General features: G+C 66.6%; 11 protein-coding genes, 1 pseudogene and 1 riboswitch. Of the genes and pseudogenes, 2 read left to right on the forward strand and 10 right to left on the reverse strand.

Annotation, left to right across the window (positions count from 1 at the left end):
- Positions 1 to 147: 147 nt before the first annotated feature.
- The gene (locus N864_RS02320) at positions 148 to 1,296 is read left to right on the forward strand and encodes a glycosyltransferase (protein WP_240474173.1); all 1,149 of its coding nucleotides are present in this window, start codon (positions 148 to 150) and stop codon (positions 1,294 to 1,296) included.
- On the opposite strand, the gene N864_RS25005 is transcribed toward N864_RS02320, so the two are convergent.
- The 8 genes and pseudogenes from N864_RS25005 to wecB form a co-directional block, all read right to left on the reverse strand.
- Positions 1,282 to 1,923 (reverse strand): glycosyltransferase, encoded by a 642-nt coding sequence (locus tag N864_RS25005; RefSeq protein WP_162164493.1) that lies wholly within the window; start codon positions 1,921 to 1,923, stop codon positions 1,282 to 1,284. The two genes, N864_RS02320 and N864_RS25005, sit on opposite strands and share 15 nt — an antisense overlap.
- 500 nt (positions 1,924 to 2,423) lie before the next feature.
- Positions 2,424 to 3,218 (reverse strand): ABC transporter ATP-binding protein, encoded by a 795-nt coding sequence (locus tag N864_RS02330; RefSeq protein ID WP_051518085.1) that lies wholly within the window; start codon positions 3,216 to 3,218, stop codon positions 2,424 to 2,426.
- Positions 3,193 to 4,071, reverse strand: a complete 879-nt coding sequence (locus tag N864_RS02335) for an ABC transporter permease (RefSeq protein WP_051518086.1) — start codon at positions 4,069 to 4,071, stop codon at positions 3,193 to 3,195. The genes N864_RS02330 and N864_RS02335 overlap by 26 nt, the downstream gene beginning before the upstream one ends.
- A 67-nt stretch (positions 4,072 to 4,138) precedes the next feature.
- Complete coding sequence (locus N864_RS25895; protein ID WP_240474174.1) at positions 4,139 to 4,711, reverse strand: glycosyltransferase; 573 nt, start codon at positions 4,709 to 4,711, stop codon at positions 4,139 to 4,141.
- Positions 4,712 to 4,714: 3 nt separating this feature from the next.
- Positions 4,715 to 5,302 (reverse strand): annotated as a pseudogene (locus tag N864_RS26365) (glycosyltransferase family 4 protein); the annotation flags it as partial.
- Entirely contained in the window at positions 5,299 to 6,318 is a 1,020-nt protein-coding gene (locus tag N864_RS02345; RefSeq protein ID WP_420805199.1) for a glycosyltransferase family 2 protein, read from the reverse strand. The gene N864_RS02345 and the pseudogene N864_RS26365, both read right to left, overlap by 4 nt.
- Entirely contained in the window at positions 6,315 to 7,475 is a 1,161-nt protein-coding gene (locus N864_RS02350) for an acyl-CoA dehydrogenase family protein (protein WP_034712991.1), read from the reverse strand. Before N864_RS02350 ends, N864_RS02345 begins: the two co-directional genes overlap by 4 nt.
- A gap of 9 nt (positions 7,476 to 7,484) precedes the next feature.
- Positions 7,485 to 8,759 carry a non-hydrolyzing UDP-N-acetylglucosamine 2-epimerase gene (gene wecB / locus N864_RS02355; RefSeq protein ID WP_081793301.1) on the reverse strand — a complete coding sequence of 425 codons (1,275 nt, stop codon included), beginning with the start codon at positions 8,757 to 8,759 and terminating at the stop codon, positions 7,485 to 7,487.
- Positions 8,754 to 8,870, forward strand: a riboswitch (SAM riboswitch). It overlaps the preceding gene by 6 nt.
- A gap of 76 nt (positions 8,871 to 8,946) precedes the next feature.
- Here wecB and N864_RS02360 point away from each other — a divergent pair.
- A complete protein-coding gene (locus N864_RS02360; protein ID WP_034712995.1) occupies positions 8,947 to 10,269 on the forward strand; it encodes a bifunctional o-acetylhomoserine/o-acetylserine sulfhydrylase in 1,323 nt (440 codons plus the stop codon).
- Between the two features lie 55 nt (positions 10,270 to 10,324).
- On the opposite strand, the gene N864_RS02365 is transcribed toward N864_RS02360, so the two are convergent.
- A complete protein-coding gene (locus tag N864_RS02365) occupies positions 10,325 to 11,497 on the reverse strand; it encodes a DegT/DnrJ/EryC1/StrS family aminotransferase (RefSeq protein WP_051518088.1) in 1,173 nt (390 codons plus the stop codon).
- On the reverse strand, positions 11,494 to 12,504 hold the full coding sequence (locus tag N864_RS02370) for an SDR family NAD(P)-dependent oxidoreductase (RefSeq protein ID WP_034712996.1): 1,011 nt from the start codon (positions 12,502 to 12,504) through the stop codon (positions 11,494 to 11,496). Before N864_RS02370 ends, N864_RS02365 begins: the two co-directional genes overlap by 4 nt.
- Between the last annotated feature and the right edge of the window lie 27 nt (positions 12,505 to 12,531).

The raw sequence follows: 12,531 nt of genomic DNA on the forward strand, positions 1-12,531 counted from the left end.
CATGTCCTCTACGTCGCATGGGGCTTCCCCCCCGGGCGCACCGGAGGTGTCTACCGGGCACTGGCAACGGCCAACGCGTTCGCCTCAGCAGGGTTCGACGTCACGGTACTCACCGCCGACCGCGACACCTTCGTACGCCACACCGGTGTGGACGAGTCCCTGGAGGAGCTCATCCACCCCAGGGCCGAGGTCGTGCGGGTGCCCTTCTCGTGGCCCTACCCGGTGGAGGACCGCACGGAATGGAGCATGGCTCGTCGGCTCGCTCCACGCTTGTGGTGGCACGCCAGAGTGCTTCTCGACCAGGTCCCCTTCCCGGAGCCTGTCTACGGGCCGTGGCGCCGACAGCTCGAAGGATCTGCCCTCGATGTCCATGCTCGACGACCGGTCGACCTCGTGGTGGCCACTGCTAACCCTCACGTTGACTTCACAGCCGCCAGAGTCCTGCACCGCCGTCACGCGGTGCCCTACGTCCTCGACTATCGCGACGCGTGGCTGCTGGACGTCTTCACGGGAGAGCAGGTGCATGCCGACCGGTCCCGTCAGGCACGGGCGGAGGCCGAATTCGTGAAGCATGCGCATGAGGTGTGGTTCGTCAACGAGCCGATACGAGCCTGGCACGCCGCGCGCTACCCAGAGGCGGCTGCACGGATGCACGTCGTGGCCAACGGATTCGACCCTGAACTCGCGCCGATCCCTCGTATCGACAACTCGTCCACGGAGCCCCTGAGGTTCGGGTACGTCGGCACCGTGAGTCGCAAGGTTCCGCTGGAGCGGTTCGCAGAGGCCTGGTCACTTGCCCGCCAGCAATCGGCAGCGCTGCGTGACGCGACCGCAGAGTTCTGGGGCTATCTCGGCTTCCACTCGCTGTCCGACCCCGGCATCGAGCGCGTCTTCAGCCGCCATACCCAGGATGGGGTCACCTACATGGGACCGCTACGGAGGGCCGACGTTCGTGCGACGTATGAGCGCTTCGATGCCCTACTCCTCATCTTGGGATCTGGGCGTTATGTCACATCAGGCAAGGTTTACGAATATCTGGCGAGCGGCCTTCCGATCGTGTCCGTCCATGCGCCGGATAACGCTGCGAGTGACGTCATGCGAGGCTATCCGCTGTGGTTCCCCACGAACACGCTCGAGGCCGAAGCGGTGGCACAGGCGCTCCAGGCCGCGGGCCGTGCAGCCTTGGAGTCAAAGGCGGATGTCCGACGTGCGGCCGCCCGGTTCGGTCGGTCGTTCGAGCGGGGCCACCAACTGTCCCCACGAATCGAAGCTCTCGCGGCATCACTGCGTGTCTGAGTCGGCTCCCCTCGCAGCGGCGAGGCGCGCCACGGATCGGGCCATGCTTCGGTAGTCCTCGGCCCAAGCATCCGCTTCGGCACGGAACACCGCCGTCCGTGCCGCCAACTCAGCGAGGCGCTCGGGGTGCGCGGCCCAATCCAGGAGCACACGAGCGGTCGCAGGCGCCGCCTCCGGTCCCGAGGGGATGACCTCCCCGATGCCGTAGCGTTCCACGAAGGCGCGCTGTCGTGGAAGGTCCGTGACCACGACGGGAAGCCCCGAGGCGACATATTCGTACAGCTTGGTCGGGAGCGCGTCGCGAAAGGCCCTGGTGTCGTCGAGCAGCACCAGACCGCACGCGGCGCCGGCAACGAGGGCCCACGACTGACGCGGCTCGTGGCGGCCGTGGAAACGGACTCGGCGGGCGAGCGTGCCCTGGCCCAGTCGTTCCTGCAGGCGTGCCGCATCGACTGGTGAAACCGGCCCCACGACATCCAGCTCCCAGCCATCCGTCCTCTCGATCGCGTCCAACATGGTCCACAGTCCGCGCGAGCCCCTGACGTCTCCGACGTACACCGCACGGAACGGCCGGGAGACAGCGGTGGGCGCAGGCAGCAGCTCGAGGAGTGGCAGGTTGCGCAGCACGATCCGGCTCCGAGCCTCCCGTGGCGGGACATGCTCATCGGCGACGACGACAAGATCCGCACGCCGGGTGACCGCAGTGGCGAGTCGTGCGAGTCGTTGTCCGAGGCGCCCCCGCCACCCCACGGCCCAGGCCCTGTCCCCCAGTAGCGCCGCGTAGTCCTCGTGGACGTCTGCCACGACGGCAGTCCGCCGTATGCGTGAGATAACGAACGCTGCAAGAAAGGAGTCTGGATCGAGGGCCAGGAGAACACGTCCACGAGCCCGCATGGCCAACCGAATGGCCACGAGGGCGCGTGCGCCGATCCCTGGCCTTCGGGTTGTCCGTGTCACGACGTCCGGGGGGCCACTGTCCTTCGATCCGAGACCCCACACCTCGACGCGAAGCCCTTCGTCGAGCAGAGCCGCACAGATCCGGTGGATCCGCGCATCGCTGACGTCGTGGCCACTCGTGACGATGCTGATGTCCACCACGGCGCACCCTCAGCTTCGACCGGATTTGTTCACAGGTCGTCGAGCGTCATGGCTGAGGGACCCACGTTGACGAATTTCTGATACGCCTCGATGACTTCCTCTGGCTCCCCGTGCATCATCAGTCGCCCCTTGTGAAGCCAGATGCACTCGTTGCACAGTTCTTTGATCGAGCCGAGCGAGTGACTCACCAAGAACATGGCGCGGGCCTGGCGCCGGAGTTCATCCATCTTCTCGGCAGCCTTGGTCTTGAATGTCGCGTCGCCCGCGGACAGCGCCTCGTCGATCATGAGGATGTCGGGATTCATGTTGACGGCCACAGAGAAGGCGAGTCGGCTGTACATGCCGGACGAATAGGTACGCATGGGCGCATCGATGAACTCCTCAAGCCCCGCGAACTCCGTCACCAGGTCCGTTCGCGCTTCGACCTCTTTGCGGGACAGTCCGCTGGCGAGGCCACCCAGGATGATGTTTTCCCGGCCGCTGAGGTTGTTGTTGAACCCGACCCCGAGCGCCAGCAGCGGGGTGATACGGCCACGTACCTCGATGCGGCCCTTCGTCGGCGGCAGAATCCCTGCGAGTGCGCGCATGAGGGTGGATTTGCCGGCACCATTGTTGCCGATGATTCCCAGCGAGGTGCCCTCGCCCACCTCGAAGGACACATCGTCGACCGCGTGGATCTCTCGAACGGCTCGCTCGCCCCGTCCGAAGCGGACAAGAGCGTTCTTGAAGGTTGGGACGCGCTCCATCGTCGTCCGGTAGGTGATCGAGAGATTCTGCACCTTGACGGCTGGTGGGCTCTCAGAAAATGCGGACAGCGAAATCACGCTCCCTCGAGATGAAGAACAACGAGCCGATGACGAGTGCTGCGACGGACCACCCACTGGCGAAGAGCCACAGTCGGAGGCTCGGCACTGTCCCGCTGACGAGGGCCTCGGTGTAGCCACCCAGCAGGGAGAAGAGGGGGTTGATCTCTCCAAGACTGCGCAGTTCCTTCGGCATCTTGTCGATGGTGATCAGGACAGGCGACACATAGAGCCAGATGCGGTTCAGGTAGGGCAGAAAGCTCGTGGCGTCGCGGAAGTAGACCTGGATCGTGGCGAAGAAGGCCGCAATACCCAGGCTGAAGATCACGAGCAGGAACAGGAAAGCGAGCGCACTGAGCGTCCCCAAGTTCCAGGGGTTGCCGGCAAGCACGTGGAAGAGGAGATAGACGGGCACCGTCGGCAGGAACCGGAAAAAGGCGGTCCGGACCGCGGCGAACGGCATGAGGAGCCGGGGAAACGATGTATTGAGCAGGAGCTTTCCACCGCCCACGATCGACTGGGCGCCCGACATCATCGAGTTGGAGACGAAGTAGAAGGCGAAGAGGCCCCCGGTCAGGTGCGAGAAGTATCCCCATCCCTGTGGTTTGCCCGAAAGCACAGACACGAGGAGGTAGTAGACCCCCGCCAGGAGCAATGGATTGAGGACCATCCATACCTGGCCGAAGACCGTGAGGGTGTTCTCCGAGCGCAGCGCCGCTTTCGAACTCTCACTCGCGAACTCGCGTCGCCGCCAGAGTTCCCTGATGTAGGGCCCGAGGTTCGGGATGCCGGCCCTGTGCGGCTCGTAGATGTGCACCGGGGGGGTGAAGTCCTGGCGGGAGCCGCCAAGGGCCACCGGGCTTTCGGAGCTCATGTTTCTGCCTTTCCAACGTATCGCCGGGTCGCGACGACGGGCCGAGTGTAGTCGACACCTCGGAGACTCAGTCCGCGTCCGCCAGACCTTGGTAGAGGCGCCGGAGCGCCTGCGAGTCCTGTTCCCAGGAGAGCATCGGACGTGCACGTGCGACCGAAGCCTGGTGCATCGGGTAGTCCGTGACGAGATCGTGCACGGCGCGCGCCATGTCATCCGGGTCACCAGGTCGGTAGACCGTTCCGAGCCCGTGTTCCCGCACCATTGCGCCAAGTTCACCGACGTCCGTCGCGATGACCGGGATGCCCAGGCTGACTGCGTGAAAGAGCTTGTTCGGGAGCGCGAGCCGGTGGTTGGGCCACCGATCGGAGTGTGTGACCAAGGCGACCCCCGCCCTCCGCAGTCGCTCATCGACTGCGCGCAGTGGCTCGCTCGGCAGCACGACCGCCCGGCCTGGATCGAAGCCAGCAAGCCACGAGTCGTCCGCCGGCCCCACCAGTGTGATCGGCAGATCGAGCGCAAGACTGGCCTGCGCCACCACCTCCAGTTCCCTGAACGCCGCCAGCCGGCCCGCATACACCAGGCCGCCTGGGGCGGCAGCGGGCGAGGGCGGGGCAGCACGCGAAGGGAAGGTGTTGCGCACGACCGTGATGGGGGGCCAGCACGGATGGTCTTGGCGCAGCGCTCTGGCCACACCTTCCCCGACAGTGATGACAGCCGCTGCGTCGCGCCCGAGTTCCCCCTCCAGGAGCCGTTCGCGACGCTGTCTCAGGGGGTCACGAAGGCCCTCCACCGGACGCCCGACCCAATACTCGTGCGTGTCATACACAAGCGGCACCGACCACTGACTGGCCAGCCGGTGCCCCGGTGGCAGCGCGCTGAAGTCATGGGCATGAACGACATCCGGGACTCCGTGCTGGTGCGCCCACTCGAGGGCGAGCTGCTCGGCCGCGGTCTGCCACTCCTTCATCCGGCGCGCGACGTGCGACGAGAGCAACACCCATCGAGCGACTCGCTCCGGTCGGGTCCGGCGACGGGTGCGCCCCGCCGACAGAGGTGGTCTCCCGGCACTACCGATCGTGATTCCATCAGGTGGCCTGAAGCTCTCGGGGACCGCGCGCCCGATGATGTGCACCCGGCTGCCCGCCTTGGCCAGTGCCTCCGCCTCGCGGAGCACACGAGTGTCGGTGGCCACGGAGGTCCATACAAGCATGAGCACGGACCGACCACTCATCGTGCCAAGCCTCGCGGACTGGTGAGAAACCCGAGCCCCCACGACCAGTGCATGATCCCGAGGACGAGGGGTGTCAAGGCTCGCGTTCTGGCCGTCTCCCCGCGGCTGATGGCGAGTCCGCCACAGAGGACGGCGCCGGCGTAAGCGAGCGGGACCAGCCATGCCGCTGGCCATGCGAAACCAATCAGAGTCGCCGTCGTCGTCGCGACCACCATGGTGGGGGGCGCCAGGTAGCGAGCATTGATGGTGCCATCGTGGTAGCGCGCGACGATCCGACGCCAGCGGCCGTAGTGGAAGTACTGCCTCGCGAGGGCGCGCACGGTCCCGCGCGGGCGGTAGGTGACCTTGAGATCCGGCGTGAACCACACCCTGCCGCCTGACTCGCGAATGCGGTGGTTCATCTCCCAGTCCTGTGCCCGGGCGAAGTGCGTGTCGTAGCCGCCCACGCGCTCAAGTGCAGCTCGTCGAAATACACCGAGGTACACAGTCTCCGCCTCCCCCGCGGACCCACCGACGTGAAAAGCAGAGTTGCCGACACCGACCTTGCTTCGCATGGCGCACGCGACTGCCCGCTCGAAGTCATTGGTGCCTTGGGCGTCCATGATCCCACCCACGTTGTCGGCGCCAACGCGAATCAGTTCGGTGACTGCGGTCGACACGTAATACGGCGGGATCTCCGAGTGACCGTCGACGCGGACGATGACGTCACCAGTGGAGGCGGCGATGGCGGCGTTGAGAGCGTCTGGCGTGCGCCCGCTCGGGTTCGAGACACACCTGACCCGGGAATCGGAAGCCATGAGGCTGGCCGCAACCTCGTCGGTGGCGTCCCGCGAAGGCCCGAGCGCGAGAACGATCTCCAGTGAGCCCGGATAGTCCTGGCCCAATACCATCGCCACCGCGTCTGCCAGATGCCGCTCCTCGTTGAGGATGGGGAGGATAACGCTCACTGTCGGAGGCTGCGAAGGAGCCCAGCCATCCAGTGACTCGAGGTTGCCCACGGATGTGGTGCCGCTCACTTGAGCAGCTGGCGCGCCACGACGATGCGCTGAATCTGATTGGTCCCCTCGTAGATCTGGGTGATCTTCGCGTCACGCAGCATGCGTTCCAGTGGGAAGTCACGCGTGTAGCCGGCCCCGCCCAGCAGCTGTACCGCATCCGTCGTGACCTTCATCGCGACGTCGGACGCATAGCATTTGGCCGCGGCACCAAAAAAGGCCAAGTCTTTGTCCTCCCGCTCCGACTTCGCCGCCGCGACATAGACCATCTGTCGGGCCGCCTCTAGCTCCATCGCCATATCGGCCAACATGAACTGAATGCCCTGAAAGTCCGCGATGCGCTTGCCGAACTGCTGGCGCTGTTTGACATAGGAGAGAGCCGCGTCGAGTGCTCCCTGGGCGAGTCCCACGGCTTGGGCGCCAATGGTCACACGAGTGTGGTCGAGAGTCCGCAGGGCGATCTTCAGTCCATCACCGACCTTGCCCACGATGCGGTCGCCAGGGATGCGGACATGGTCAAAGTGCAACTCGCGCGTGGGACTGCCCTTGATCCCGAGCTTGCGCTCCTTCTCACCAAAGGTGAACCCGGAGTCCGACTTCTCCACGACGAAGGCAGTGATGTTACTTCCTCGCTTGCCGTCCGGGTCTGTCACGGCCAGCACTGTGTAGTACTCCGAAACGCCGGCATTCGTGATCCATGACTTCTGCCCAGTCAAGACCCAGCCGTCCCCATCGGGGACCGCTCGGGTCTTCATCGAGGCTGTGTCGGAGCCCGCCTCCCGTTCCGACAGGCCATACGAGAAACCGGCCATACCAGCGGCCAAAGGCGACAGGTAGCGTCGTTTCAGGTCTTCATTGCCGGCGAGGATCAGCGGTAGGGATCCGAGCTTGTTGACAGCAGGGATGAGCGAACTCGAGGCACAGACGCGCGCGACCTCTTCGATGACGATGCAGGTGGCGAGCGCGTCGGCACCCACCCCGCCATACTCGGCGGGCACGTGCGGCGCGAAGAAGTCCGAGGCAACCAGGGCATCCTGGGCCTCCTGGGGATAGCGCGCCTCCTCATCCACCGCGGCGGCGAAGGGGGCGATCTTGTCCTCGGCCACGGCCCGCACCGCTTGGCGAAGGGTCTCATGGTCCTCGGAGATCCTGAAGAAATCGAAGTCTGGGCTCGTCACGACTGCATGCTATCTGCTGCACGCACGGCTCCCACCGTGCGCCAAGATGGCCTCGATCGCTCGACGGGCGGCGTGGCCGTCGCCGTAGGGAGCGGCCGTCGTCGCATGAGGGTCGAGGGAAAGAACCGCCTCGGGCAACTGCGCCGGGTCCTCTGCGAGAACGTTCCATCCGAGGTCGACAGTCTCGGTCCATTCCGTCTCGCTCCGTACCGTGACGCAAGGCACACGCAGGAGGAACGCCTCCTTCTGAAGGCCGCCCGAGTCGGTGACGACCCCGATACTTGCCATCACGGCCGACACCAGCTGTGGGTAGGCCAGCGGATCGGAGACCACGAGTGAGCCGACCGCGAGGTCGAGCCCCTGCTCGGCTGCCCGTGCACGTAGACGGGGATGAGCCAGTAGGAGCGTCGGTTCGGGCAGGGAACCCAAGGCCTTGATGATTGCCGCCAAGCGATGCGGATCGTCCGTGTTCTCCGCTCGATGGAGCGTCGCGACCCGGAACGGTTCGCTTGCCAGTTGCGCCGGCACGGCCGGTTCCTCGCCGACCACGCGATCACGTACTTGGTACAGCACGTCGGTCATGACGTCCCCTACCAGGACACTTCGATCACTGAGGCCCTCCTCACGAAGGTGCGCCATGGCCACCTCCGTGGGTGCCAGGCAGAGATCGGCAGCATGATCGGTCATCACTCGGTTGTGCTCTTCCGGCATGCGCCGGTTGAAGGACCGCAGGCCGGCCTCGAGGTGCGCGACGCGAATGTGCGACTTCACCGCCGCCAGTGCGCCCGCAATCGTCGAGTTCGTGTCTCCGTAGACCAGGACCCAGTCCGGCTGGTGGCGCTCGAGCACCTCGTCCATGGCAGCCAGCATGGCGCCCGTCTGCCGGCCATGGGTGTCCGAGCCGACTGCCAGGTGATCGTCGGGAGCCGCAATGCCAAGGTCGCTGAAGAACACGTCGCTCATGTTGACGTCGTAGTGCTGGCCGGTGTGGACGATGACGTGCTCGTCGCCGCGACGCTCCAATTCGGCGGCGATCGGCGCGAGTTTGACGAACTGCGGCCGTGCTCCGACCACGCTCAGGACCTTCACTACTGCATCACGCTTTCTGTTCGGCGTACGACTCCCGCGTCGAGAGGGTCGAGAGGTACATCCTCGCTCCCGGGAAGCCCTGGAATCGGACCCACGATAGTCGCTCGTGCTTCCCCGTCCCCACGGCCGCTGTCCACGATGAGGACGTGGGCGGCATACAGCAGAGGGGTCACCTATGCTGCAGTGCAAGGTCATGAGTGCCAGTGCGAAGCCCCGGCTCGCTGGCCGGCAACCCTCCCAGACCGCGGTGGGGTGCCCCGGGTGAGGACCAGGTCGACGGACACCGTCCGTCGGCAAGCGCGGAGAGCCTTCTCCCGCACCGATGAGAGACGTCGGTGCCGTCGGGCACCGAGACCGAGCACACGGGATATGAGGAAGCACGATGACTGACACCCCGAACTGGTCCTTCGAGACGCGCCAGGTCCACGTGGGCCAGGAGCAGGCCGACCCTGCGACCGGCGCCCGGGCCCTGCCGATCTACCAGACGACCTCGTACGTCTTCAATGACACCGAGCACGCGAAGAACCTCTTCGCGCTCTCCGAGATGGGGAACATCTACACCCGGATCATGAATCCGACCCAGGACGCGATCGAGAAGCGCATCGCCTCCCTCGAGGGCGGCGTCGGGGCGCTCCTGCTCAGCTCCGGCATGTCGGCGACCTTCTATGCCATCGTCAACATTGCCGAGGCCGGTGACCACGTCGTCGCGAGCCCGGCGCTCTATGGCGGCACGGTGAACCTCTTCCAGAACACGCTGCCCAAGCTCGGCATCGAGGTGACGTTTGTCGAGAACACGGCCGACCCGGAAGCTTGGCGTGCCGCAGCCCGGCCGAACACCAAGCTCTTCTTCGGCGAGTCGATCGCCAACCCGAAGTCCGACATCCTCGACATCGAGGGGGTCGCCGCAGTCGCACACGAGATCGGTGTCCCGCTCGTCGTGGACAACACGATCGCGACGCCCTACCTGCTGCGCCCCATCGAGCACGGCGCAGACATCGTGGTGCACGCCGCCACGAAGTACCTTGGCGGCCACGGCACGAGCATCGCGGGAGCCATTGTCGACTCCGGCAACTTCGACTTCGGCAAGGACCCGGAGCGGTTCCCGAACTACAACCAGCCCGACCCGAGCTACCACGGCCTCGTCTATGCCCGGGACTTGGGCAAGGACGGCGCCTTCGGCGTCAACCTCGCCTTCATCCTCAAGGCACGCGTGCAGCTGCTGCGCGACCTCGGCAACGCGATCTCCCCGTTCAACGCCTTCCTCATCGGCCAGGGCATCGAGACGCTGAGCCTCCGCGTCGAGCGGCACATCGAGAACACCCACAAGGTGGCGGCGTTCCTGCAGGGCCACGACCAGGTGGAGAAGGTGGTCTGGGCCTCGCTGCCCGAGGACCCGAACTACCAGCTGGCCCAGAAGTACGTCCCGAAGGGCGCCGGAGCGGTCCTCGCCTTCGAGATCAAGGGCGGCCTCGATGCCGGCAAGAAGTTCGTCGAGGGCCTCACCCTGCACAGCCACGTCGCGAACATCGGCGACGTCAGGTCCCTGGTGATCCACCCGGCGTCGACGACGCACTCGCAGGGGCCCGATGAGGACCGCCTCGCCGCCGGGGTCACCCCCGGACTCGTCCGGCTGTCCGTCGGCATCGAGCACATCGACGACATCCTGGCCGACCTCGAGCAGGGCTTCGCCGCGGCGAAGGCCTGACCGGAGGCAACATCGACAGGCCGGCCCGTGGGCCGGCCTGTCGATGCGACGCACGTCAGGAGAAGAACGAGCGGACCGCCCGGACGACACGGTCCTGGTCGGCCTCGGTGAGCTCGGTTGCGCAGGGCAGCGACACCCCGCGCTCGAAGAGCGCCTGCCCCACCGTCCCGCCCACGACCGGGGCGCCCGCGTAGGGCGGCTGCAGGTGCAGCGGTCGCCAGAGCGCTCTGGCTCCGACGCCCCGCTCAGACAGATGCCCGAGCAGCTCGTCCCGTCCACGGCCGTCCGTTTCCGGAACGAGCACGGAGTAGAGCCAGTAGGTCGCGTCGAGACCCGCCAGCCGGGGCGGAAGCACGAGCGGCAGGTCGGCAAAGGCGACGTCATAGCGGGCGGCGATCCGGTGCTTGGCTCCGACGAACTCATCCAGACGCTCCAGCTGGGCAAGCCCCAGCCCCGCGGCGAGGTTGGTCAGGCGGTAGTTGTAGCCCACCTCGTCGTGCAGGTAGCCGACGTCGGCCACCTTCGCCTGGGTCGTGAGATGACGGGCGCGAGCGGCAAGCTCGTCGTCGTCCGTGACGATCATGCCGCCGCCCCCGGTCGTCGCGATCTTGTTGCCGTTGAAGGAGAAGCAACCGACCGCGCCGACGGTTCCGGTCTGCCGGCCCGCAAGCGGCCCGGTGGACCACCCAGAGCCCAGCGACTCTGCCGCATCCTCGAGGATCGCGACACCGAAGCGTTCGCAGACCTCGACGATCGGCGCCAGGTCGGCCGGCTGCCCCAGCGCATGGACGACCTCGACCACCTTCGGCATCGCCTCCCCCACCCGGGCCCGCCGCTCGAGCTCCTCGGCCAGCAGAGCGGGGTCGAGGTTCCAGGTGCGCTCCTCGCTGTCGACCAGCACCGGTCTCGCACCGAGGTAGGCGATCGGCGCCACCGACCCGACGAACGTGAAGTCCGAGCACACCACGTCGTCGCCCCGCCTGACGCCGAGCAGGATCAGCCCGATGTGGATCGCAGCGGTGCCCGTCGAGCACGCCACGGCGTGCTTGGCCCCGACCCGCTCGGCGAACCGCCGCTCGAACTCCGCCACGAAGGGCCCGACGGACGAGACGAACCCCGACTCCACCGCTTCGAGGACATAGCGACGCTCGAGGTCGCCGATGTTGGGCACCGCGAGCGGGATCGTCCCTTCCGGACCTCGGGCGCCCGGGGCGTGTGCCTCGCTCATCGGTGGTACCTCGCCACGGTCTCGGGGTCGACCCGTGGCCGGAGCCATTCCGCGGTCTGTGCCAGCCCGTCCTCGAGCGACACGCTCGGCGCCCAGCCGAGCAGCTCGTGCGCGCGCGACGGGTCCGACAGGAGAACCTGGACCTCCGAGCCCTCAGGCCGGATGCGTTCGGTCTCCGTCACGACCTCAGCGTCGTTGCCCGTGACCTTGCGGCACAGGTCGACGATGTGGCCCACCGATTCGGTCCGACCCGTGCCGAGCTGGATCACCGTGCCGGGAGCCACGTCGGCGAGCGCGGCACGCACGAATCCGTCGGCCGTGTCGGCGACATAGGTGAAGTCCCGCTTAGGCGACAGGTCACCAAGGCGCAGCTCGCGGGCACCGGCCAGCAGCTGCGACAGGACGGTGGGGATGACCGCGCGCGTCGACTGCCGCGGGCCGAAGGTGTTGAACGGCCGCAGCACCGTCACCGGCGTCTCGAACGAGAGCGCATAGGACTCGCACATCTTGTCGGCGCTGATCTTCGTCGCGCTGTAGGGCGACTGGCCGCGCAGCGGATGCGCCTCCGTGATGGGCACCTCCTCCGGGGTGCCGTAGACCTCCGAGGTCGACGTGTTCACCATCCGTGGGGTGCCGTGCCGACGCACGGCCTCGAGGACGTTGAGGGTGCCGATGACGTTGGTCTCGACGTACGACCGGGGGGCGACATAGGAGAACGGGATCGCGATGAGCGCGGCCAGGTGGAGCACGACGTCGACGGCCTCGACCGAGGCAGCGACGTGTTCGGGGTCGCGGATGTCACCCAGCACGATCTCGGCCTGTCCGTCCTGCACGGCCCTGCGGAAGGGGGCCGACTCGTCCAGCCAACCGGTCGAGCCGTTCGAGTTGTAGAGGCAGAACGCGCGCACCCGCGCACCGTCGGAGATGAGTCGCTCCACGACGTGGCTCCCGATGAAGCCGTCCGACCCTGTCACCAGGACGGTTCTTCCGGCGATCGACTCGCTCATCGGGCGCGCTTCCATCGTGGTCCCTTC

The sequence above is a fragment of the Intrasporangium chromatireducens Q5-1 genome, from assembly GCF_000576575.1.
GTDB classification, from domain to species: Bacteria; Actinomycetota; Actinomycetes; order Actinomycetales; family Dermatophilaceae; genus Intrasporangium_A; species Intrasporangium_A chromatireducens.